At 52.4% G+C, this 23,822-nt stretch carries 16 protein-coding genes; 4 read left to right on the forward strand and 12 right to left on the reverse strand.

Annotation, left to right across the window (positions count from 1 at the left end; translation table 11 throughout):
* Positions 1 to 17: 17 nt before the first annotated feature.
* The 3 genes from AAF564_14685 to AAF564_14695 form a co-directional block, all read right to left on the reverse strand.
* Positions 18 to 752, reverse strand: coding sequence for an ABC transporter ATP-binding protein (locus AAF564_14685; GenBank protein MEM8486796.1), 735 nt, complete (start codon positions 750 to 752; stop codon positions 18 to 20).
* Positions 753 to 808: 56 nt separating this feature from the next.
* On the reverse strand, positions 809 to 2,203 hold the full coding sequence (locus AAF564_14690; protein MEM8486797.1) for an efflux RND transporter periplasmic adaptor subunit: 1,395 nt from the start codon (positions 2,201 to 2,203) through the stop codon (positions 809 to 811).
* A 114-nt stretch (positions 2,204 to 2,317) separates the two neighbouring features.
* Complete coding sequence (locus AAF564_14695; GenBank protein MEM8486798.1) at positions 2,318 to 3,670, reverse strand: TolC family protein; 1,353 nt, start codon at positions 3,668 to 3,670, stop codon at positions 2,318 to 2,320.
* A gap of 311 nt (positions 3,671 to 3,981) precedes the next feature.
* Here AAF564_14695 and AAF564_14700 point away from each other — a divergent pair, with 311 nt between their 5' ends.
* A complete protein-coding gene (locus AAF564_14700; GenBank protein MEM8486799.1) occupies positions 3,982 to 5,085 on the forward strand; it encodes an SGNH/GDSL hydrolase family protein in 1,104 nt (367 codons plus the stop codon).
* 18 nt (positions 5,086 to 5,103) lie between these two features.
* Here the strand turns inward: AAF564_14700 and AAF564_14705 are convergent, their stop codons facing one another.
* Together AAF564_14705 and AAF564_14710 are read right to left on the reverse strand one after the other, a co-directional pair.
* Positions 5,104 to 6,222: a glycosyl hydrolase gene (locus AAF564_14705; GenBank protein MEM8486800.1), complete on the reverse strand. Its 1,119-nt coding sequence runs from the start codon at positions 6,220 to 6,222 to the stop codon at positions 5,104 to 5,106.
* A gap of 150 nt (positions 6,223 to 6,372) precedes the next feature.
* Positions 6,373 to 6,771: a group III truncated hemoglobin gene (locus AAF564_14710; GenBank protein MEM8486801.1), complete on the reverse strand. Its 399-nt coding sequence runs from the start codon at positions 6,769 to 6,771 to the stop codon at positions 6,373 to 6,375.
* A gap of 539 nt (positions 6,772 to 7,310) precedes the next feature.
* Here AAF564_14710 and AAF564_14715 point away from each other — a divergent pair.
* On the forward strand, positions 7,311 to 9,506 hold the full coding sequence (locus tag AAF564_14715; GenBank protein MEM8486802.1) for a DUF5060 domain-containing protein: 2,196 nt from the start codon (positions 7,311 to 7,313) through the stop codon (positions 9,504 to 9,506).
* Between the two features lie 94 nt (positions 9,507 to 9,600).
* On the opposite strand, the gene AAF564_14720 is transcribed toward AAF564_14715, so the two are convergent.
* From AAF564_14720 to AAF564_14740, 5 genes are all read right to left on the reverse strand, one after another.
* A complete protein-coding gene (locus tag AAF564_14720) occupies positions 9,601 to 11,565 on the reverse strand; it encodes a T9SS type A sorting domain-containing protein (protein MEM8486803.1) in 1,965 nt (654 codons plus the stop codon).
* 156 nt (positions 11,566 to 11,721) lie between these two features.
* Positions 11,722 to 13,590: a right-handed parallel beta-helix repeat-containing protein gene (locus AAF564_14725; GenBank protein ID MEM8486804.1), complete on the reverse strand. Its 1,869-nt coding sequence runs from the start codon at positions 13,588 to 13,590 to the stop codon at positions 11,722 to 11,724.
* Positions 13,591 to 13,967: 377 nt separating this feature from the next.
* Positions 13,968 to 14,900, reverse strand: coding sequence for a sugar phosphate isomerase/epimerase (locus tag AAF564_14730; GenBank protein ID MEM8486805.1), 933 nt, complete (start codon positions 14,898 to 14,900; stop codon positions 13,968 to 13,970).
* Between the two features lie 108 nt (positions 14,901 to 15,008).
* The gene (locus AAF564_14735) at positions 15,009 to 15,806 is read right to left on the reverse strand and encodes an SDR family oxidoreductase (protein ID MEM8486806.1); all 798 of its coding nucleotides are present in this window, start codon (positions 15,804 to 15,806) and stop codon (positions 15,009 to 15,011) included.
* A gap of 17 nt (positions 15,807 to 15,823) precedes the next feature.
* On the reverse strand, positions 15,824 to 16,108 hold the full coding sequence (locus AAF564_14740) for a hypothetical protein (protein ID MEM8486807.1): 285 nt from the start codon (positions 16,106 to 16,108) through the stop codon (positions 15,824 to 15,826).
* Between the two features lie 178 nt (positions 16,109 to 16,286).
* Here AAF564_14740 and AAF564_14745 point away from each other — a divergent pair, with 178 nt between their 5' ends.
* Together AAF564_14745 and AAF564_14750 are read left to right on the forward strand one after the other, a co-directional pair.
* A complete protein-coding gene (locus AAF564_14745) occupies positions 16,287 to 16,904 on the forward strand; it encodes a gluconate 2-dehydrogenase subunit 3 family protein (GenBank protein MEM8486808.1) in 618 nt (205 codons plus the stop codon).
* Positions 16,905 to 17,023: 119 nt separating this feature from the next.
* Positions 17,024 to 18,739, forward strand: a complete 1,716-nt coding sequence (locus tag AAF564_14750) for a GMC family oxidoreductase (protein ID MEM8486809.1) — start codon at positions 17,024 to 17,026, stop codon at positions 18,737 to 18,739.
* Between the two features lie 5 nt (positions 18,740 to 18,744).
* Here the strand turns inward: AAF564_14750 and AAF564_14755 are convergent, their stop codons facing one another.
* Together AAF564_14755 and AAF564_14760 are read right to left on the reverse strand one after the other, a co-directional pair.
* Positions 18,745 to 19,674: a DUF5996 family protein gene (locus tag AAF564_14755; protein ID MEM8486810.1), complete on the reverse strand. Its 930-nt coding sequence runs from the start codon at positions 19,672 to 19,674 to the stop codon at positions 18,745 to 18,747.
* 179 nt (positions 19,675 to 19,853) lie between these two features.
* The coding region (locus AAF564_14760) for a putative Ig domain-containing protein (protein ID MEM8486811.1) at positions 19,854 to 23,822 on the reverse strand (3,969 nt) is incomplete at its 5' end.

The raw sequence follows: 23,822 nt of genomic DNA on the forward strand, positions 1-23,822 counted from the left end.
AAAATTATAACCAAGGCCTAGACGCTAGCCATCTCCGCATTGGCTAACACAGGATTATCTACCCGTACATCGCTTTCGATCAACCCGTCACGCAGCCTGATAATACGGCGTGCGTGCTGCGCAATATCTTCCTCATGCGTAACAACCAATAGCGTATTGCCCTGGCGGTAGAGCTGCTCAAACAGATGCATGATCTCTTCACCCGTTTTTGTATCGAGGTTACCGGTAGGTTCGTCAGCCATAATAATCGATGGCTTGTTGACCAGCGCACGCGCGACGGCAACGCGCTGGCGCTGTCCACCTGATAGCTCGTTGGGCTTATGGTCCATGCGGTCACCCAGGCCTACGCTGTGCAACACTTCTGCAGCGCGCTCACGCCGGAGGCTACGGCGCATACCAGAGTAAACAAGCGGTAGCTCGACATTCTGCAGGCAGTTTACGCGAGGCAACAGGTTAAAAGTCTGGAAAACAAATCCGATTTCACGGTTTCTGATTTCAGCGAGCTCATTGTCTGTCATCTCGCTCACTTTCTGGGAATTCAGGTAGTACTCCCCGCCTGTTGGTGTATCAAGGCACCCAACAATGTTCATCATCGTCGATTTACCCGACCCGGATGGACCCATGATGGCAACATATTCATTGGTATGAACGTGCAGCGTTACGCCGGCGAGGGCGTGCACTTCCTGGCTACCCATCTGGTAGACCTTTTTGGTGTCGCGCAGCTCAATAAGGGGGCGGGATCCGTTTGCCATAATGAATGCTTGCTAGGTTTTGAATTAGTTTGCGCTTGCTGCCGGGTACGACGTTATCAGTCGTCTATCCGAACTTCTTCGCCTTGTTGTAACACGCGGCTCACCGCGCGATAAGGTCCGATAATCACTTGCTCGTCGCCCATCAAGCCCGTTTTGATTTCGATGTGGGAGTCATCTGAAATCCCGGTCTCAACTTCAACCATTTGGGCTTCTCCATCAGCAAAAAGGAATACTACCTTTCTCAGGTCTTCCTCTAGCGGCTCGTCACTTTTAGTCCCTTCTTCACCCACTTCGCTGTCTTCAGCCTCTTCGGATGCTTCTTCTTCCTCCTCGGAATCGTCTTTTTCCCAGGATCTCTTAGCCTTCTTGTTGAAGTCCCGCACAGTCACAGCCTGAATGGGTACAACAACGACATCAGAAACTGTTCTGGTAAACACGTCAACGGTGCCGCTCATACCAGGACGAAAGTTGGGTGCCTCTTCATCAGGCACGGGCACTTCTTCGGCAGCGATGGACTGCGCTTCAGCAAGCGTTTCGCCGGCGGCGTTGTTATGCACATCTTTGATGCGAATTTTGACCGGGAAGTTGGTTACCTGCTCCTGTGTGCCGGCAGCCGAAACACGGGCAGAGTTTGCAATTTCAGTCACAATACCTTTAAACCAACGGCCCGGGTAAGCATCAATTTCGATGGCTGCAGAATCGCCAATGCTGACGTTCACTACATCATTTTCGTTGACGTCAACTTCGATCTCCATTTGGTCCAGCTTTGCAACGCGCATCATCTCGGTACCCGTCATCTGACTGGTACCAACCACACGTTCGCCGAGCTCAACAAGCAGCATGCTGATTGTGCCACTCATTGGGGCATAGATAATGGTCTTATCCAGCTGCTCTTTGAACTCTCGCAGTTGCGCTTCGCTACTCTGGACGGCGTAATCAGACGCCTCGTGTGCAGCTTTGGCAACTTCGAATTGCGTTTGGGCGCGCTGGTACTCAGACTCAGAGATAGCCTGTTTCTTGAACAGGTCTTCTTGCCGCTTGAGCTCGAGTTCAGCATTGAGCATGTCTGCCCGGCGCTGTGCAAGCACAGCTTTGGACTGCAACACCATCGCTTCGCCACGTTCTACCTGGGCTTTGTAATCATCAGGTCTAATGCGGGCAAGCAGTTCTCCGCGCTCAACGCGATCCCCTTCAATTACCGGTAGTGCAATAATCTCACCTGGTACGTCAGGACTGATACTGACTTCAATTTCCGGCTGCACGCGCCCTGAAGCAGTTACAACCTGCGTGATATTGCGTGTTTCAGTATCGGTAACTTCAACTACCGTCCCCTCTTCTTTCTCGCCAAATACGCCGGCAGCATTTAACGCTGCACTTACACCAATCAATACAATAACAGCCCCGATCAAGATCAGGATAATTTTTGTTGCGTTGTTTTTCTTCTTAGCCATATTCTCTTAGCCAGGTTCAAAAGTAGGGACTGCACAGTTTAAGGCTTTTTTTGCTTAAAGCTAAACCGATATCCCGCGGTTTACTAAACCTTCAAGGTCTGAACGCTGTTTAAACTACGGCTGGCGGAAAAGTTGTTCTGTTGGATTCAGTTTACCCAGGTAATAGTCGATCAATTTTTTCTGGAAGATAAAATCGAATCGCGCCTGGTTGCGGTCGCTCTGTGCCTGTACGAAGTTTGCCCGAGCCTGAGACAGTTCGACGAGCGTAGCAGCACCTACATTGTAGCGCTCCTGCTCTGCAGTAAGCGCCTGTTCAGCAGAAATCAACTGCTTTTCAGTTACATCAAGCGTCTTCTCTGCTGTCAGGTAATCGAGGAAAGACTGGCGTACATCGAGTGCGATGTTCTGCTGCAGATCTTCCAGGGTAAGCTGGGCGTTGTTGTAGCTTACGCGTGACTGCTCAACGCTATTTTTCGTCAAGAAGCGATCAAAAATTGGAATACCGAGGCTGAAGCCAATGTTGCTACTACGGCGAATGTCTGTAAACTGATCATTGAAGCTGAACTGGCTCTGGTCATCAAAACTTGAGTTGGTGCCAAAATTAAGACTCAAGGTTGGTAGAAAACCGGAGCGTGCAGCGCGGATGCCTTCTTCAGCGGCGATGATATCGTACTCGCGTGCTTTAAGGTCAAGTCGCTGCGTAAAGGCTTCGCGCAGCATATCTTCAACGCTGTAGGACTGCAGTACGAGGTCAGCATCCCCCACCTCGGGTGCGACAAACTCATAAGCGCCAAACGGGTCAAGCTGCAAGACCTGAATCAGGTTAACTTCGCTAAGCTGGTAAGCACGTTCGGCATTGAGCAGGTTCAGTTCGGCATTTGCTTCAGCTGCCTGCTGCTGATAGAGATCCGAAATCGGACGAGAGCCTACATTGGTAAACTCTTGAATCTGCTGCAACTGCTGCCGTTGCGACTCCAGATTCTCAGTCTGTATTTCGATCTGCTGCTGACGCTCAAGCAGGGTCAGGTAGTTCGACATTACAGAGAACACAACGGTTTGCCGCTGGCGTTCATAATCGTAATCGCCGGCTTCAACTGCATTTTCGGCCTGACGGACTGCAGAAACGCGCCCCATCCCTTCAAATACAGAAACATTGCTTGAAGCAAAAGCAGAAAGCCTGTTCGTGGTCTGATCAACAAAAGTCAGCGTTTCCTGGCTAAAGTTCTGACCATAATTCTGGCTGCCGTTCATGCCCAACCGTAAGTTTGGCAAAAACGCAGAGCGTCGCTGGGAAAGGTTGATAGCATCCAGTTCGACGTTGTTTGCTGCACGGCGAAGCAAAACGTTGCTTTCGAGTGCAATCTGTACGGCATCATCAAATGTGATGCGTTGGATTTCCTGTGCGCTTGCCGTGGTAGTAGCAGCAAGCATGATAACAGCAAACAGGAGGGTGACTTTGCGTAACATACCAGTTGAGAGGGATTGGTTATACAGGTGGTGAGCACTTCAGGCATTAAGAAACTGCATCACAATTACTTTGCAGAATCCGTCGAATTTACGCTTCCGAACCATACTTGTTACGTTGAAGGGATAACTTTTACATCGTTTACACTTTTTTACATGGGTACGGCTATGCCCATTACAGCAAAAGATTTAGCATTTTGACCTATACAGGAAGACTGTGGGACGATGCAACAGTTGCCCGGTTTGCAAGCGCCGACGCTGACAGGTAGATTAACAGACACGTATGGATCAACTTCCCACCTTCGAGCCCCCACATGTACTATTCTCGCCGACAAGTGCTGCAGCTATTTGCCAGCGCATCCGCTTTAACACCATTCACCCTGCGCACCAACAGTCATTCAGCGGCACTAACCTGGCACAATGTGCAAGACTGGGGCATCGAGGGCAAAGGCTGGACAAACACATCGCGCTATTTTGATCGCTTGCCTACAAAAGCTGAGGGTGTTGTCAGAGAACCCGTATGGGATTTGTCGCGGCATTCAGCCGGCATGGTAACCCGATTTATAACAGACGCGCCAGCAATCCACGTCAAATACACCCTGTTGTCCGAGCAGCTTGCCATGCCACATATGCCGGCAACCGGGGTATCTGGTATAGACCTCTACGCGCAAGACAACGAAGGCAATGATCGCTGGGCCGCCGTTGTATTCCCGAGACAGCAGGTCATCGAACAAGCCATTGCCAAAGACTTGCGCCCGGGCAAGCGGCTTTACACGATGTACCTCCCCTTGTACAATGGTGTGGAATCCCTGGAAATTGGCGTTGAGGAAGACTTTACATTCGAGCCGGTATCCCCGCGAGCGGCAAAGCCCATTGTTTTTTATGGGACCTCAATTATGCACGGCGCTTGTGCTTCGCGGCCAGGCCTGGCGATCCCCGCAATCCTTGGCCGGCGGCTACACCGACCAACCATTAACCTTGGCTTCTCGGGCAATGGCCGGATGGAGCCAGAAGTGGGCGACTTGTTGGCAGAACTCGATCCGTGCGTCTTTGCTATTGACTGCCTGCCCAACATGAACGAAGACACCATCAGCGAGCGGGCTGTACCGCTTGTTAAAAAGCTGCGCGCCCACAAACCCGATACGCCCATTTTGCTTGTCGAGGACCGCGCCTTTACCAATACCCGCTTTTTCCCTGCGCGGGAAGAACGGCACCGCACCAACCGCCTGGCTTTGCGGCACGCCTTGCGCACCTTGCAAGACGCCGGCATCGACAACTTGTTTTACCTGCAGGGTGATGACCTGCTCGGATCAGACGGAGAAGCAGCAACGGATGGTTCTCACCCCAACGACCTCGGCATGATGCGGTATGCTGATGCTTACGAGCCGGCATTGCGCGCCATCTTGCAGCAATACTGAGGCGCTAGCGACCTTTCATCAAGGAGCAAACGGGGTATAAGATTCAAAGCGTCGAATGTGCTGCCAGTCGTATGACACATACTTGTGCGTCAGTCCCCACGTAAGTGCAGCCCGCGGAGACGCATCTGGGTCAAACGCCCGGTTTATTCCTGCCGCCGGCGGACCGCCTTTTAAATGCGCCTTGATTTCAAAGTTAATCCCATCAGGTGCCCATTGCACAGTATTCCTTTCCGGTCCATCCGTGATGATTAATGCAGCAATGCCTCCCTTGTACGGCCAAACGGAAAGCTCATGCCCACTGTTGGTAATCGGGTTGTATGAGGACTTCTCGTACGGCCCTTCAAGTTCATCGCTGGTGGCTACGCCCCATTTTATCTCGCGTCCGCCGAACGTCAAGCGTTCGCCCATGCGCTCGCCTTTGTAGTACAGGTAAAACTTGTCGTTGTAGTACAGCAGTGTCGGGTCGTGCACTTTGTGGCTATCAAACGATCCCTGCTTGACCACCTTGAACCGGGTATCTTCTTCCCCCTGCCATTCGCCATCCTCCGAAGGAGAAAGGATTGGTGCGTCAAGTTTTTGAAAAGGTCCATGAGGCGAGTCGGCAATGGCCATGCCGACCTGATTTTTCACCCGGTTAACGTAGGGCGCCTTTACTGTTTGATAGACGAGTATGTACTTGCCGTCGTGTACCAACACTTCGGGCGTAAACACCGACCGATCATCGTACGCGCCGGCAGGCCCCTGCCCAACCGCGAGGCCGCGCTCGGTCCAGTCCCACCCATCTGTAGACGTGGCGTACCATACTTCCGATTTATCCCAGGGAAACACCTTAGCTGCCGGGTCGCCCGAGCCAAAGCCAATGGTTTCTCCTGTTGATTTGGTGAAATACACGAACATCGTATCATTCACCGTAATGATGCTGCTGGGGTCGCGCCGCGCTACACCTTCCTCATAGGCAAAGTCGCCTTTCAGGTCGTGGGTTCTGAACTGCATAAACCATTCGGGCCCCTGGTTATAATCGCGTGCAAGGGCACGTTTCGAAGCAGCACTCAGCGGCTTATCTTTGGGAATTGCAAGGAAGTCGTAGGCTGCGTCGGAGTAAGCCGGCGGATCAGCAGGTTGGCAACCGGTAACCATAGCCACGAGCAGTAAGACGGGGAGCAGGCTTTCAAAAGACGCAAGTAGGCGCCGGCCATTGAAGACAGCAAACATATCATTGGGGGGATGTATGGCAAAGCACACAATCTAGTACACCCCAAACAGATGGACAAATCTACCCGGCCCCGGTCACTGTTTGATGATATCAAGACCTGACGTCATCTGGCTGCATTTGTAATACATGATTTTGGCCATAACCTGCGCGCGTTCTTTTGCCGCCGTTGCACGCGCGCCTTCATAGAGGCCATCTACCGTGTCACACCACAGCGCCACCCACCTGTCAAACTGCGCTTCTTGCAAGGGCGTTTTTGCCGAGACCTGGACGTGTTTCAATACAGGATTCCCTTTGTACCCCGGTGTATGGAACAGCACCGTTTCCCAGAACTGATACATACGCGGTAGATGGGCCGTCCAATCTACACCAACCACCTCATTGAATACCGGGGCAAGCAAATCGTCCTCCCTTACACGGGTATAAAACGCATCTACCAGCTTCTGGATATCTTCCAGGGTATTTATTTCACGCATAACAAATATGGGGAAAGAATGCTCAGCACAACATCAGTTGCCCCGCTCTCAATGGGGAAGTGCTTCAATCCAGCAAGTGGTGATTTTCAGTGTCCTATACGATAAGAGCTACCAGAAGATCTACGCGGCAGATCTATACAGCGTATTAGATTGGGTTCTTCTCGTTTGCTATGCGGCCACTTCCCTCAACCAATAGGGCCTGTAGTTGTAATTCACCAACCCCCACCGGGGAGAAAACGCGCTACGATTGGCCGAAGGGGCGTATAACGCACGCGCCAAAACGTCCCACAAGACATACTGCCCCATCCTATTTTCCTTAATTATTTCAGGTAAACACGCGTCCATCAAAAGGCAAATCCCCGGCAATAGGACAACAAACGGACGGCATTCAGCCGCATTGGTCAGGCCTCCTAAAAAACGCGTCACACTAATAGGACATTTATTTCCCGGCTTTCACCAGCTGTTTGGCCCAGTTTTTGGCAACGTTTTCGCTCCAGCCTTGCACAGGCCCTTGTTTTCATTTCAAAGGATAAAGCTTCATGCAACAACAGCGTAATTCAAACATTTGCCGCCTTCTAGCAGGCATTGGATTACTTTTTCTCTCATTCCAGCCCCTGCAAGCACAGGACCTCGTACAGGTTAGCGGAGAATTTAAGCAGTGGCACGCTGTTGCTGTACAGGTCACTTGCCCTGTGGCTGACTGTGGAGAGGTGAAACCGCAAAGCGACCCAAATCCGTTTACCGACTACCGGCTACGCGTGACGTTTACGTCTGAAGATGCAAGCAACGTAATGGATGTACCAGGCTTTTATGCTGGAGACGGAAATGCCGCGATATCAGAGTCCGATTCCGGCAATGTGTGGCAGGTTTATTTCACGCCAGAGCAAACCGGGACCTGGAACTACACAGTTTCTTTTGAAACGGGGGCAGACCTGGTCCTATCAACGGCCGCCGGCACTCCCCTTGAACCTGACGGGACAACTGGTACTTTTTCGATTGAGGCGTCAGACAAAACCGGCAACGACTTCAGGTCCAAGGGATTCCTGCGCCACGTCAACAAAAGCCACTTCTACTTTTCGGGCAGCGACACACCATTTCTGAAGAACGGCGCTGGCAGCCCGGAGAACCTTCTTCATTATTACCAAATCCACAACACATACCAGCAGGACACAATTCCTGTAATCCCGCCGCACACATTTGCGCCGCACCTGGGCAATTTCAACCCCGGCGATCCGCTTTGGGGACCACAAAAATCAAAGGGTACGGGCTTGATTGGCGCCTTGAATTACCTGGCTTCGCTTGGTGTAAATAGCTACTACTTCGTTGTGCACAACACAGCAGCGAATACACTCGGTCAGGATACCGCTGTATGGCCCTGGCTATCGCCGGCTGAGGAAGACCGGGACCGCTTTAGCGTTGCAAAACTGGCGCAGTGGGAAATGATTTTCAGTCATATGGACAGCCTGGGCATTTCCATGAATATGGTCACCCAAGACCGCATCAATCAGCTTGATCTTGACGGAGGCGATTTGGGTCGTATTCGCAGCCTTTTCTATCGCGAACTGATAGCCCGGTTTGGCCATCACCTGGGTGTGGTCTGGAATTTGGGAGAAGAAAACTCTGCCACGACCGAGCAGATCATGGATTACGCCAATTTTATCCGTGGGGTAGATGTCTATGGCCATCCTATTGTTTCCCAGGCCAATGGAACGCTCATCGCACACGACCGCTACTACGAGCCTCTGCTGGGTTTTCAGAATTTTGAAGGCGCCTCCATGCAGGTTGGTCTAGTAGATTTTGATTCTGGTGAAACGCCAAGTCCGCCGGGTAAAATCCACAACGCCATCCTGAAATGGGTAGAAGCATCAAAAGCTGCCAATCAACCGTGGGTTGTGACACTGGATGAAATTGGGCACTGGAGTGATGGCATTGTGCCAGACGGTGATCCGCGCGACCCAACCAATCGGCGCGCCCGGCGCGAAGGGTTCTGGGGCACCATCATGGCCGGCGGTGCCGGTTCCGACTGGTACTACGGCTCCGACCCGTTTGAGTACAACGACATTTGGGTTGAAGATTTCTCTGTTCGTGAAGCGTTTTTTCAACGCACCCAGGCCGGCACCCAGATGATTCTGGACAGTGGCATACCGTATTGGGAAATGGAAAACCACAATGAACTGTCAACACTCGAAAACACATGGGTCCTTGCCAACGAAGGAGAAATCTATATGGTTTACTCGCCCTTCCAGGAAGCGTTTGAGCTGAAATTACCGGATGGTACCTACAACATTTTGTGGTACGACGCTTTTAACGGCGGCCCTTTGCAAGAAGGCACGCTGTTAGATGTTGAAGTTGACACAGACTCCGCCTGGGTTTCGCTGGGTGAACCTCTTGGATTTGAGCAAGATGCCGTTGCCCTTGTCAGTTTAAAAAGGGTATCCAATGTTTCGAACGAAGAGGGTGCAAACCGGGGAACGCAGGGGCCGATGCTAAAACAGAACTACCCCAACCCCGTTCGGCAAAAAACAACCATTGCGTTCGAGTTGCCCGCTGCCGGCCAAGTCGACCTGAACATCTACGATATGCTCGGCCGGCAAATAAAGGGCATTACGCAAGGTTTTCTGGCCAGCGGTACCCACAGGTACGAAGTAGACTTATCGACACTTTCGACAGGTGTGTATGTGTACCGATTAACGGTCGATGGCGCCTCCTATCAACACTTATTGCTTCGCCGGTAAACGGACCGCTACGCAGCACACACAAAAGTGATCACGCCACCGTCATACCCTGCTAATCGCACAGCACACAAACGCTGCGCTGAAGCGCGCACATTTAATCAGCGCGAATCAATTGCAGGACTCCTGACTGCGCACGTTGTCCTGTTGTAAGCCGGTAGAGGTAGGTCCCGCGGGGCAATGTGCCGGCATCAAACCTTGCGGTATATGCGCCGGCTGCCTGTTGTTGATCAACCAAAACCCTGATACTGCGCCCAAGGAGATCAAAGACTTCCAATCGGGCCTGGCCGGCCTCGGGGAGCGTATACTGGATCTGGGTCTGCCCCTGAAAAGGATTGGGGTACGCAGATAGCTTGACATCCAGGGCCACGTCTGTAGTTGGCACATCCACTGGTTGGCGTTCAGCAACTGACCCAACCCCACCCAATGCGCCGGCGGGCGGACTAAATTCGCTGGTATTGCCTTCCGCATCTGTTGCGGTAAGCACAACGTAGTCTTCTGGCACCCAGCTGATTGCACTTGCCGCTACCCGAAACGTATCAGCCACACCTTCAACATCATAGAGGTGCGTCCCGATGTAGGTCTTCCCTTCTCCGCTGTTTACATCATCGGCCAGGTAGACATCAATGGTCAGTGGATAGTCAGCCCAGAAATCATCCGAAGAAACAGAAAACTCGACAACAATTTCGTCGCTGCCGGCGCGATAAAAGGCACGGTCGACATCCGGGTAGTTCATTTCATCATTCGGCCCGCTATCAAAGTCAGAGTCGTCGTTCGGCGTAATGCCGTCTCCACCGAGATCAATCCCTAGCGTACCGTTTTCATAGATGTTGTTGCCTCGGATGGTGGCAGGGGCATCGGAAGAGCTGCTGCCGTAAAACCCAACCCCTTCTGCATGATTGTAGGCAATGGTATTGGCTTTCTCGGGATTGAGGGGGATGGCTGCATTTGGGGGATAGCCAATGGTCGTCGTGATGGTATAAGAGTAATACCCTATCCCGATATCATTGCCAATATCTCGGCCGGCGCGATCAATACCGATGAAGTTACCTCTGATGAAGTTGTTTGCCGTAGTGCTGTCTGCATAAAAAATGTAGATCCCGACATCATTAAACCCAATCACATTCCCAAAGCTATTGTGTCCGCCAACACGGGCACCTCCTACCCTTCCTTCAATCTTGATTCCACGCAAAACATTCCCGCGGTCATTGCCGGCCTCATCTGTGCCGACATAGTTGTTCCGCACCGTCGGATTGGTAGAACCACCTAAAGAAATGCCTATATCATTATACCCCACCCGGTTGCCATACTGCATTTCCGGGCCCCCAACTGTTGCATCTTCCGTCCGAAAAAGTACGATCCCAACATAGCCGTTGCCGATGTTGTTGCCATCGAAGTCCATGCCTACATAGTTGCCCCGGATTCGGGTGCTTATCCCTTCATTAATGTAAATGCCGTTGAGCGTATTTAGTCCGATGACATTGCCTTTGTCTACGCCTCCAATCAGGTTACCATTCCCGTAATCATGGATGCCAATGCGATTGGGATAAGCCGTTCCGTCATCCGAAACACCCACATGGTTTTGCTGTATTTCATTGCCATTGCTATAGAGGGTGATCCCGTTACTCCCATCAAATCCACCAACCGTAAGGCCACGAATAATACTGCCGTCAGAGCCAGCCCCCAGCACAAGTCCGTCGACGCCGGCATCTGAGGTTGTGCCATTCAGAATCACTTCGCCGCTGGCTGTAGTTCCGTCGATAATGACAGGGTCCGTGATAGCCGGGAGCCCGCTTCCGCTGATGTTTATAACCGCAGTGCCGGCAGAAATCGGAAGCAGTGAAAACTCGATCACGTCTGGCAAGGCTCCATTAGGTGAGGCGTTCGCCTCTTCAATTGCTGCCCGGAGCGAGCAAGAACCAAGTATTGTAATACAGATACCGTTGCCCGGATTGGTATCCGGAAAGCTGCTCAAATTGCCTACATGTAAAACGAGCTGCGCGTGAACAGGAACTGCAATCGTCACACACGCCAGCAAATAAAGGGAAAGTAGTTTTTTCATGATATAGGTGATGTATCAATCATTTCCGTTTGTGTTAATCGACACATCCCCTAGCGCCATACCCTGGCAAAGGTGGACAAACACGGCATAAAAAAAGCGGCATGCGCCACGGAAGAACCGGGCGCATGCCGCATGCAATTGTTTTGCGATATCTGCCTACTTCAGCAATTGCATGGTCTTCGTCTCGGTAAAGGCGCCGGCTGTAAGGCGATAGATATAGGTCCCGTTTGGCAGGTCCTGCGCCTCAAACACCACGTTATGTCCACCAGCTTCCTGGACTTCGTTGACCAGCACCTCAATGCTGCGGCCGAGCATATCAAACACTTCCAGCGTGACGTGCCCTTCAATAGGCAGGGTATAACTGATGCGCGTCTGCGGATTGAAGGGATTGGGATAACTCTGCGCCAGATGGTAAGCATCTGCTGTCACCGTCACGATGATGGAGTCGCTATATTCAAAGGCTCCGTCAAAATCTATCTGCTTGAGGCGTACGGAATACGTGCCCGGCGCTACGTCTGCCAGGGATGCCTGATACTGCTGCGATATATCGGTCGTACCGTTGCCTTCAACAAACAAAACTTCCTCATACCCTAATCCTGCAGGACTCAGCTCTACTGCAAAGCCGGCATTGTTCAGTTCAGAAGCGGTAGACCAGGCAAGCTGGATTGCTGTACCAGAAACAACTGCTGTAAAAGCCGTTAGCTCAACAGGGAGCGGCGGAGCGCTATCAAATTCAAAGGCACCAATATCAACAAATCCTTGTGGCCTTGTGTGGTAGTTGATGTCAATAAACGAGACCACATCATCGCTGCCGGCATTTATTGCGGGACTGGCCTGGGTAAGTGCAAAATTCTCGTTACCGGCGTTGGCAAACTGAGGATTTACACCCAGCTGGTTGTTGTTGCGCATGTAGGTCTCATCGACCGTTCCTGTATCGATGTTGATGGAGATGTCGCCGGCAGTACCATTATAAGTGATGTTGTTTTCCCACTCAGCAGTGCCGCTCCTCGCAACCAGGATACCGCGATTCCACGCCAAAATGCCTGAACCCGGATTGGCAACCCCAATGTTGTTGCGCCAAATGGCATCATGACCGTATGCGAGGCTGAGTTCTGCCCGCCATGTCCCGGTGTTCTGGGTATCGTGGTTGTTATGGTACGCGGTGTTGTTGAAGATGTCTACATGATCGCTCTTGAAGACCTGTATGCCCTTGCCACCATTGTCATAACACAGGTTGTTTTCGATCAGCGTCCGGTGCGGGAAAATAATGTTGAGTTCATCCCCCGTGGAATTCCGAAAGTCGTCGATCAGGATACCGTTGCCATCGCGCGTGATGCCGGCATTGGTTGGCACCACGTTCATGTTGCTGTAGCTACGATTGTTGCGCACGACCGCGTGGTATCCTGGTGCACTATCAACAGCGCGCGCCTGGTACAAAGAAATACCACTAGACTGGTTTGGGTTATAATTCGCGTTGTTGTACACCACGTTGTTTTCGATCAATACGTGGTCGAAGTGTGCAGCCTGAATGCCACTCCCGCCAAAGTTATAAATCTTGTTATTGAGCACATTGACATGGTGGTTGTCATAAACGGTAACACCGTTGCCATGCCGGCCAACGCCCGGGTTTGCGTCATAAATTTCAAAACCGTCAATCGTCAGGTAGTTGCCGGCTGCTTTGATACCATCAGCGTTGCCGGCGCCGTCAATCACCTGCACCTTAGCGCCCCATTTGTTTAAGGATTTGAGGGTGATATAGGCTTCGGGCGTACCCGAACGGGTGATGATTACGGGTCCTTCATAGATCCCGTCGAAAGCGACCACAACATCACCCGCAGCAACTTGCGTCACCGCGTAGGTCAGGGTTTTCCAGGGCTTTGTCGAGGTCCCGGATCCGCTATCGGTACCATCTGGACTCACGTAATACGTAGTGCCCTGCGCCACAGCAGCAGCGGATAAGCTACCATACAAAAAGAGCAGCAGGACGAACGATCTCAAAAAAAGACGAACAGAAATGTAATTCATAGTTGATATGGGCGTATATGAGCGGCGCACAACCATGCTCAAGCATCGTTCCAGACCGCTTAAATACGCTATTAAGAAAATGCGAAAGGTGAATCGCTGGATCGCAAGAAATGAGGGGCAAATCGCGAATGTCCAGGAAAACTTACTGCATACGGAGTATCCAGAATTTTAATTAGAACGGTGCTATAGAGTGGCTCGGGGGGAGGTGTGGTGTGCCAGGGAAAAGGCACAAACATGTTATACAGCAAATAAACGACCACAAGGATGTGGTTGCTGTCTGCCTGCTATACAGGTCCGGCAAGCGGATTGTTGCATTAAGAAAATAAGCAAGAAATGAAGCAGGGTGTGCCGGCTTTATGGCGACACACCCTGTGGGGCTAAACCTGAACAGTCTTGAGGTAATTAATACTACGACGGAGGCCTTCGAGCGGCTCCTGGGTCTCAATTTCGACGATAAAGGCTTGCTCGGCTAAGGGGCTCTTCATCGCTGCATTGATGCAAGCGTTCCAGTCTACAATACCTTCACCAAGCGGCACAATCTGTCCGATGCGCCCCTCCATGTTTGCACGCTGCATCGCCGGGTCAAAATCATGCATATGTAGTGATGCATAGCGGCCGGCATACTTTTCCAGGTAAAACGGCAGATCGAACCCATCTCGAATCGCTGCAAACTGAAATTGCATCACAATTCGGGGATCAAGTACGGCCATGATGTGCTCGTACTGCGGCTTGCCATCTTCCATGATGGGGGCGATGCGATGGTTGTGGTAGCCCAATTTTAGGCCCGCGGCTTCAACGATGTCGATCACGTTGTTACATTTTTCGCCCCAACGCTTAAAATCATCGATGGTGCCGTCATCTCCAATTCCTGAACCGGACATATAGAGGTATTTCAGTCCTAATGCCGCAGCATAATCAGCCGTTGCAGCCGGATCATCGTCGAGTACTTCGTGCGACTGGAAATGCGCCGACTCACAAACCATCCCGGTATCTTCGATCATCTTTTTCACATCAGCGGCCGGCAGATCCGTCAGCCCCCCAAAACCTACCTGGCTGTAATGGCTGCCACGCGGGGAGCACATCTCCACGCTATCGTATCCAAGTTCGTGGACTGTCCTGAGGGTGCCCTGGAAGTCTTCGCCAATTTCTTTGCGCATCCCGTAAGACTGGAATCCAATCGGGTGGCTAAATGCGGAGGATCCGGTGGTTGCTTCTGCAGATTGCGGGCCATCGTCCGCTGTGCAGCCATAGGCTGTGGCTGCAACGAGGCCGGCCATACTGGTGCCTAAAAACGAGCGTCTGTTGAGCATAAAGCTTGGTGGTATAGGTTTGTATAAAGGTGGGTTTACTCCTTCAATGTACAAAGTTAGACAAAGAATGGCCTATTTTGCGCCAATACGGCACCTTGCCCTAAAGATTCAGGACCCTTTTTGCGCCGGCACATCAGGATCAGGTGCAGTAACACGTAACAGCCAACGCGTGAGGGCTGGAGCCACTGCATTTGTCCAGTAATACAGCTTGAGCATGAATGGATATATAACCTGCCGACGAGGATGGTCTGCCAATTTTAGAAGCAACCGACTACATTCATCAACAGAGATGGTTCGGATCGTAGCGGCTATTCGGGGCATGCGATCTTCCACGCCAGTATTGTGCGTGAAATATTCCGAGTCGATTCGTCCCAATACAACATGGCAACTGCAAACGCCAGACCCGGCAAGATCCTGACTTAACGCTTCATGCAATCCCCGTAGCGCAAACCGGGACGCTGTGTACCCCACAGCAGAAGGCCACGGCATGTAACACGCCGGCGAATTCACATGAATGATCACACCTGATTTTCGCTGCAACATGGCTGCCATAAAGACCTGCGTAACGTTGTACGCAGCCAGATATGGTGCACCTATCATCTGATGTGCTTCGTCTGGCGATGTATCTTCAATTCGCTTCCATTGCCCCAATCCTGCGCAATTAATGATAACATCGGGGAGGCCTGTTTCATCTATCACCTGCTCCGCCATGTGTTGTACGGATGCGCCCGTTGATGCATCACAAGCAAACCAGGAAGCTGTTTCACCAATTTCGTTTGCAAGATCTGCCAGGCGCGCCTCATTACGGGCAACAAGGTTTACCCGGTATCCATGCCGTGCGAATAGACGGGCCGCTGCGGCTCCTACGCCGCTTGAGGCCCCGGTGATGAGTACACTTTTTTGCATCGTGGGAATTGCCTGGTTCAGGCCGTAAAATGGTTGATGAAAAACCGGGCGTAGTAGGTCTGCCATTCACGCTCGGGCGCTATGCTGACGTGCTCCTGATCAACCCGTACCAGCCAATAAATGAGCATGCTTTTGGTCAACGCTGTATCAAAAATTGTAGCCAGTTTGGCTCTCAAATAGCCGGCATACCAGATGGGCCACTCCGGATCAGCACCATCTGTGGCAATAAAGGCCTTGTGATGGGCATGGCCTGTCTCCCGAAAAAGCCTTGCAAGTTGTTGTTCGAGATTATTTTCTGACATCCGGATACGGTCTTAAGGTGGGGATAACAGGTATACGGTATTGATGCCAACCATAAGATCCAAATACGTTGTTTGACGAGCCCCCAGAACAGCATGCTTTCAGTCATTTGCGTAATTACGGAAGTTTTGCCGGCTAATTGTATCTTAATGACTCCCTTATCAAACAAGGTACAGGACCATGAATGAGCGAGGATTGGCGCATATGCTCACGCGACGCGAAGCACTACAACGATTTGGCGTCATCACAGGTGGCGCACTGTCGGCTCCCCTTGTAAGTGGCCTCCTGGCAGGTTGTCGTGCCACACCAGTAAATGAGACGTTTGTGCCGCAAACCCTCTCTGGAGCACAATACGAATTGGTAGGGACCCTTGCAGAAATCATCATCCCGACCACCGATACGCCCGGTGCACGGGCTGCCGGCGTGCCGGCATTTATCGATCAAATGCTTACCAGTTGGTATCTCGAAACAGATCGGGATGACTTTCTGGCGGGTTTACAACTACTGGATGAAATTGCGCAAAGTCGCTTCGGCTCAACCTTCATAGCAGCCGGCCCGGAAAATCAACATGCCCTGCTAACAGCCACCGCACAGTTGGCTTTCCCCGAAGAAGTTGCTGCCGCATCAGCCGATGATTTACCAGATACACTTGGCCCTTTTTTCCGGGAATTAAAGCAGCTCGTTGTTGTCGGATACTACACCTCCGAAACAGGTGCTACCGAAGAACTCCTTCAACCTCGCATGGGCATTTACCGCGGCGATATACCCTACGACGAAATAGGCCGCGCCTGGTCTTGAGTGAGGAGTGAGGAGTGAGGAGTGAGGAGTGAGGAGTGAGGAGTGAGGAGTGAGGAGTGAGGAGTGAAAAAAACAAGCCTTCGAAATTCAGAGTTCCTTGATCGATATTCAACAGCCTTATGATTTATCACACACGCAATACCTACGATGCCATTGTTGTCGGTTCAGGGATAACAGGGGGATGGGCAGCAAAAGAGCTCTGCGAGAAAGGCCTTAAAACGATGGTGCTCGAACGCGGACGCAATGTCGAGCATGGCAAAGACTATATCACAGAGCACAAGCAATCCTGGGAGATGCCTTACCGTGGCCGTGCTGTGCCTCGCGAAGAAGCCAAGCGCGACTGGCCCGTACTTAGCCGGAGCGGTGGTCCAAGCGAAACCACCAAACACTTCTACCTCAACGGCCGAGAGAATCCGTATATCGAAGAGAAACCTTTCACCTGGGTGCGCGGTGACCAGGTAGGGGGGCGTTCTCTCACATGGGGCCGGCAAAGCTACCGTTTAAGCGACCTCGACTTTGAAGCCAACGCACGCGATGGGCACGGCGTTGACTGGCCAATTCGCTACAAAGACCTGGCGCCGTGGTATAGCTACGTTGAGCGGTTTGCCGGCATCAGCGGCCAAAAAGAAGGTATGCCGCAATTGCCCGACGGCGAATTCCTGCCGCCTATGGAAATGAATGCAGCAGAGAAAGCTTTCAAACAAGGCATGGAGTCGGCTTTTCCTGACCGACGGGTTACCATTGGCCGGACCGCTGTATTGACACAGGCGCACAATGGCCGCGGTGCCTGTCATTATTGTGGCCCTTGCAGCCGCGGCTGCTCTGTCGGCGCCTATTTCTCCAGCCAATCTTCAACCCTGCCGGCAGCATTTGCAACCGATAACCTGACCCTGCGCCCGCACAGCCTTACCCACAGCCTGATTTACGATCCGGAAACGAGCAAAGTCACCGGTGTGCGGTTTATTGATACACAAACCAAAGAAATGCACGAAGTGTATGCACGCGTCATTTTTCTGTGTGCCTCTACGCTGGGAAGTACCCAGGTGCTGCTTAATTCAACCAGTACCCGCTTCCCAAACGGCATGGCCAACAGTAGCGGTGCCCTGGGCAAGTACCTGATGGACCACCACTTCCGGCTCGGCGCATCGGGTGAGATGCCGGGCCTGGAAGACCGGTACTACACAGGCAACAGACCCAACGGCATCTACGTTATCCGCTTCCGCAACCTGGGGGATGCAGCTACGCGACAACCGGACTACGTGCGTGGTTATGGCTTCCAGGGTGGGGCAAGCCGGGCGTCCTGGTCACGCGGGATTGGTGGGCCGGCATTTGGCGCAGACCTCAAAAACGCACTACGCGACCCGGCTCCCTGGCAGATGTGGATCGGTGGCTGGTGCGAGGCGCTGCCTAATGAAAAGAATTACGTCACGTTGTCCGACCAGACTGATGCATATGGCCTGCCGCAGTTGAAAATCCACTGTACCTGGCACGAAAACGAGTTTGCGATGCGCAAAGATGTCCCGGTAGCTGCAGCAGAAATGCTGGAAGCCGCCGGCGCGCGTAACGTGAGCATGTTTGATGACTTCGTGGAAGACGGCATTGGCGCAGAACCCGGCCGGTGTATCCATGAAATGGGCACTGCCCGCATGGGGCGCGACCCGAAAACCTCGGTATTGAATGCGCACAACCAGTGCCACGACCACCCCAATGTATTTGTCACAGATGGCGCCAGCATGACTTCATCCGCCTGCCAAAACCCGTCATTGACCTACATGGCGCTTACTGCGCGGGCATGCGACTACGCGGTGTCAGAAATGAACAAAGGACAGCTGTAGCGCTGCTACAAGTCGCGTAAGGAAGGCACGGTGAAGCCGGGAACGTCCCACTCAGCCCGTTTTGCGCCGGCCTGGTATGCTGACTCCAGAAAATCCAGCAGGGCCGCTTTGGGGTCGGCCTCTCGGCGCAAGTCATCATACATCAGCAGCGCCATCGGACTCCCGTTGCTATCCACCCAGCTTGCCGCCTGCGGCTGTAATGGCTCGGTATCCAGGCCTTCGGGAGACGGGAACGTATAACAATAAAATGCTGCACCGCGCACGTTGTCGTCGCCGGCCCAAAAGCCGAAGCTGATCACTTCGTGGGAGTAGGCATCTTTCTCAATCAAGCGGGTTTGCGGCTCCATCACCGGGCCGCGCTTGCCGGAAAACCGGGTCACGGCCAGATCCATGTGGTGCCAGTACAGGTGCACCGGACACGTTTTGCCATAAAAGCGGCCGCCAAATTCTTTAAAGACGTGATCCACCCAGGTCAGCGCACGCCAGAACTGCGCCACGTACGCTGGTTGGTAGGTGTTGTACGTCTCTATTTCGCTGAAAGGCGCATCTAATGGCATATCAATCGGCCTGTCGATGATTTCCAACTCGACGCCAATTTTTTTCAGGAGATCGAACATTTGCTGGTAAAAAGCGGCAACGCTCAACCCATCCTCCAAAGGAAAACTGTACGCTTCACCTCTGCTGGTATGCAACTCAACCTGGTGCGAAATGAAATTGAATGTGAGCTCAAAGGTGTTAAATCCGTCATCTAGCGGAATGGCGTGGGTTGTGAGTCCGCGTGGACTTACATATAAGGTGAGGTACCACCAGTGGTTTTTCCGTGGCATCAACCCCAGGCGGATTTTGCCGGCAATCTGGAGAAAGTAATTGAGGGTTATTTTGCTCTGCTCCCATTCGTCAAGCGGCAGGGAAGGAAGTGTAGGTTGATTTTGCATCCAGTTGTTTTGCAGGTCGTTCTATAAATTGGGAGCGGGTTTCGCTACCTCCTCATATGCTGTAATGGGGATGCAGTTCGGCCAGACCTCTTTCAAGCGCCATACTTATGCAAACAGGCCCCAGGAATAACCCGAAGCCTGTTTACTCTTTTCAAAAATTATAGATCAGCGATCAACTGCTATCGTACCCGGATCACCTTTTTAGTCTCCGCAAAGCCATCTGCTGATACCCGAATAAAATAGACGCCGGAGGCAACGGCTACACCATCGTTTCGGAGGCCATCCCAAACAACCTGGTGATAGCCGGCAGTCATTTGCCGCCGTACAAGCGTGGCAACCATGCGCCCCTGGATGTCGTAGACACTCGCCTGCACATCCATCGCTGCCGGCAATCCAAAGCGCAGATTTGCCTCGTGTTGGAATGGATTCGGATACAACGCGTTGATTTCAAACTTGTCAGGTAAGTCTGACAGCTCTCCAATGCTGGTAGACGTTGAATCAGATGGAGACTCCACGGCTTCAAGTGGCCAGATGAAGTTTGAAGAGAATGCCGCGTAAAAAACGGATTCAGGCGTATGTGAGCGCTCAGTATCTCCCACCTGGTCTTCATCAACCTGAACGGTAAACGAAGCTGCGGTTGTCAGATCTTCCCGGGTGATTGCCCAACTGCCTTCCTGCGCATTGAGTCCACTCTGCGATACAATGAGGATTTCGGGAACTGCTGTAAAAGATGCATTAAAATTAGGCATTGATCCAATGGGATCTTCGTAGCCGGCGGCAACATCCTGCACAAGACCAACTTCGTACGTCGTACCGGATACAGTACCCGTATTGGCATCAAATGCCATGTAGCCAAGCAGCTCATCCGCGCGAATGCTATCGGGGTCTTCACCCGTGTGTTTGCCGATGCGGAAGGTGGCCTCGTTCACATGAGAGGCAAGGTCCATGTCAGCGCTCCAGAAGACCGACCAGTCTTCATCCACAGCAGACAGCACCTGCCCCAATACCACAGGTTGGTTAAACGTCTGGACCAGAGAAACGGTATTGCCCTCCCATCGGCCGGCAGCATCTGTGCGATTACTCAGGACCCGGGCGGCTTCAAACACCGCACCATCAGGCAATTTCCAAAGACCTTCTTCTGCTGCCAGGCAGTGGACGCTGGCTGATTGCCCCGTTTCACCCGAAGGGTTTTGCAGCCGGATATCAAAGCCGGCGCCACTAAGTTTGTTGATGCGCACCACACGCGGCAAATCATCTTCCGTTGCAAGCGCATTGCAAACCACAACCGGACTGGCAAATTGGGATGTAAAGTCGACAGCTACCCAATCGGTATTGATTCCTGTGAGCAGTTGGCTCTCGACAACATTGGCTTGCACATCCGTTACCACGTTCCAGGGAAATGTGATTTGGCTCGCAAAAAGTCCGTCTGACACTGTCAGCGATACCGTGTACTGTCCTTCTGTCGTTAGCGTCCCTGAGAAAAACCCTACGGAAGGCTGCAAGCTGATTCCAGGCGGCAGGCCTTCTGCACTAAAAAACAGGTCTTCTCCTTCCGGGTCCAGGGCATCAATTTGCAAAAAGATGGATTCATTAAGCCGGTCGGTACGTCCAAAGAGCCGCGACACCCGTGGCGCCTGGTTAAACTCTCCTTGATCCAGCGTAAAGACAGTTTCAAAAACGGCATACGCAACCTGTTCCGTTGCGTGGCCCCGCTCGTTGTCAACCACCTGGTCTTCCTGGATGACCAATTCTACAGACCCGGTCCCAAGATCAGCGGCATCCAGCACGGCCCATCCGCCATCATTCCCATCCATTGCCATCTGACTTACCACCATAACTTCGGGTGCCTGGTTAAAGGGCGCTGTAAAGTCATGCGTGTACGGATTGCCATATCCGACTACATTGTCAGAAGTAATACCAGTTTCGAAAGGCACGCCTTGTACGGCACCCAGGCCAGTTTCAAAAACCATATACCCAAGCGTTTCATTTGCACGCAAAGAATCGGGGTCCTGCCCTGTATGTTTACCGACATTCAAAATGCTAGATGAGGGCAGATCGCCTCGTGCATTGCCTTTGCTCCAAAACGTGGACCAGCGCGCATCGTTGTATGACATGACTTGTCCGAGTACAACCGGCTCACGGTAGGATTGCAAGTAGGCTGCTTCTTGCCCAATCCAGTTGTCATTGTCATCGGTCCGCGTGCTTTCGATGCGCTGGGCTTCGAACAATGCGCCATTCGGGAGAATCCAGCCGCCTTCTTCAGCAGCCAAACAGTACAACGTTTCACCTGACAGCGATTCGTCCGACGGGTTTTGTAATCGCACCTCAAACGACTCGGTTGTCACGTTTTGCATGCGGATTACAAACGGCGCTGTATTGGCTATCTGATGCGGACTGCAAACAACAACAGGATTTTCAAGCGCTGCCGGCAACGTGGCCAGGGTCCAGTCGCTCGTTACCCCATCAACCCGAAAGCCAGACATGAGCGCCGGCAAATTGTCCGGGTCGAGGACTTCCCAGGTAAACTGAATTTCGTCGTTGTCGATGCCGTCGCTAACGGTTACAGTGACATCGAATATACCCGGTGTGCTGAGCACCCCTTGCATCACACCGGTTTGCTCGTCGATCTGCACACCATCGGGAAGACCGGTAGCGCTGTACTGTAGCGGATCGTTTTCGTGGTCGCTCGCCAACACCTCAATAGATACTTGCTTTGAAGCCGCACTTTTGAGATCAGGCAACGCAGCAAGCGCCGGCGCTATGTTGTCGCAGATTGCATTTCGATTCAGGTCATCGTAGATCTGCAGATTTCTGAAATAGGAGCTGGCTTCATTCGGATCAGCATCTTGCTCTGCGTAGAAATACATGAAGCTAAAACTCTGGTCGGCCAGGTACTCGCCAACAGGAATTACCACCCGTTGATAGGTGCCATCACCAGCATAAGTGTTGTATCCATCGATGGCACCGCTCAGGCCGGCCGTCCCGAAAAGCATAAAGCTCTGATCACGGTCTGTGTCGAGGTCATCATCAAAGCCGATACCGTGGCGCTGGCCTTCGAGATCGCTTCGAAAGTCAAATTCAAGGATGGTTTCCGGGCGGATGGTATAGTCGAACTCGATAGCCTTCCAGCCATTGTTTGTAACGAGGAAGGTCTCGCCGCTATCCAGCACTTCATATTCACCGCCATCCTGGTCTGCCTGGTCGTAACTGCGGACAAACTGGGTGTTAAAATCTACCGCTGCGCATGCAGGGATGTCTGCGCCGCCATCTGTCGGACGGACAATCCAGCGAAAACCGGTCTCCGCTGTAAACACGCCATCTGAAACTGAGATCACTGGATTAAAAATGCCATTGGTTGCCAGGGTGCCGGTAATCAACCCCGTTGCTTCATCAATGGTCAACTCCGGCGGCAGCATGGCTGCACTATACGTAAGCGCATCGCCATTTAAGTCGGCTGCTTCTACCTGGATCGATATTTCTTCGCCCGGTGCAGAAGACATAGCCTCCAGTGACGTTATCCCTGGCGGTGCAGGGCCGTTGGTCGCTCCAATGCCATCTTGCAATGCCCACGTAGCATGAAAGACCAGAAAGGCAACATTCTCGGATGTGTGCCCGCGTTCCGTATCAACCACCTGATCTTCATCGACACTGAGGGTTAATGACTCGCGCGCCGGCGCATCGCGAAACACAGAGGCCCAACTACCATCTCCTCCATCCATACCCATTTGGGTTACAAGTACAAAGGCCGGATCGGAACTGAGTGGGGCGGCATACCCGTGCTGGTGTGGATTGTTGTTAAAGCCGATGACAGCATCTGCAGAAACATCTATGCGGTATTCGTTGCCGAGCATTTGGCCCGAAGCCGCTTCGAACACCATGTACCCGAGCGTTTCATCCTGGCGGACCTTCTCATCTTGCCCCACATGTTTGCCTATCCGAATGGTCTCAGGGCTCGGCGCATCGCCTTGCAAGGCACCTCGACTCCAGAATACAGACCACTGCGGATCGTTAAAACTCATGACCTGCCCAAACACCATGGGGTTAGCATACGACTGTGCATATGCAATCTCTTCAGCCCCCCATTGCATGCTGCCTCCCGTTTCCACGCTCGTATGCGTAAACGCTTCGAACAAGGCGCCGTTGGGCAA

The organism is Bacteroidota bacterium, assembly GCA_039111535.1.
Classification (GTDB): domain Bacteria; phylum Bacteroidota; class Rhodothermia; order Rhodothermales; family JAHQVL01; genus JBCCIM01.

Coding starts and splice junctions, on each gene's coding strand:
- AAF564_14745 (MEM8486808.1), top strand. CDS start 16,287: ATGAATGAGCGAGGATTGGCGCATATGCTCACGCGACGCGAAGCACTA.
- AAF564_14700 (MEM8486799.1), top strand. CDS start 3,982: ATGTACTATTCTCGCCGACAAGTGCTGCAGCTATTTGCCAGCGCATCC.
- AAF564_14725 (MEM8486804.1), bottom strand. CDS start 13,590: ATGAATTACATTTCTGTTCGTCTTTTTTTGAGATCGTTCGTCCTGCTG.
- AAF564_14755 (MEM8486810.1), bottom strand. CDS start 19,674: ATGCAAAATCAACCTACACTTCCTTCCCTGCCGCTTGACGAATGGGAG.
- AAF564_14695 (MEM8486798.1), bottom strand. CDS start 3,670: ATGTTACGCAAAGTCACCCTCCTGTTTGCTGTTATCATGCTTGCTGCT.
- AAF564_14730 (MEM8486805.1), bottom strand. CDS start 14,900: ATGCTCAACAGACGCTCGTTTTTAGGCACCAGTATGGCCGGCCTCGTT.
- AAF564_14715 (MEM8486802.1), top strand. CDS start 7,311: ATGCAACAACAGCGTAATTCAAACATTTGCCGCCTTCTAGCAGGCATT.
- AAF564_14740 (MEM8486807.1), bottom strand. CDS start 16,108: ATGTCAGAAAATAATCTCGAACAACAACTTGCAAGGCTTTTTCGGGAG.
- AAF564_14735 (MEM8486806.1), bottom strand. CDS start 15,806: ATGCAAAAAAGTGTACTCATCACCGGGGCCTCAAGCGGCGTAGGAGCC.
- AAF564_14685 (MEM8486796.1), bottom strand. CDS start 752: ATGGCAAACGGATCCCGCCCCCTTATTGAGCTGCGCGACACCAAAAAG.
- AAF564_14690 (MEM8486797.1), bottom strand. CDS start 2,203: ATGGCTAAGAAGAAAAACAACGCAACAAAAATTATCCTGATCTTGATC.
- AAF564_14705 (MEM8486800.1), bottom strand. CDS start 6,222: ATGGTTACCGGTTGCCAACCTGCTGATCCGCCGGCTTACTCCGACGCA.
- AAF564_14710 (MEM8486801.1), bottom strand. CDS start 6,771: ATGCGTGAAATAAATACCCTGGAAGATATCCAGAAGCTGGTAGATGCG.
- AAF564_14720 (MEM8486803.1), bottom strand. CDS start 11,565: ATGAAAAAACTACTTTCCCTTTATTTGCTGGCGTGTGTGACGATTGCA.
- AAF564_14750 (MEM8486809.1), top strand. CDS start 17,024: ATGATTTATCACACACGCAATACCTACGATGCCATTGTTGTCGGTTCA.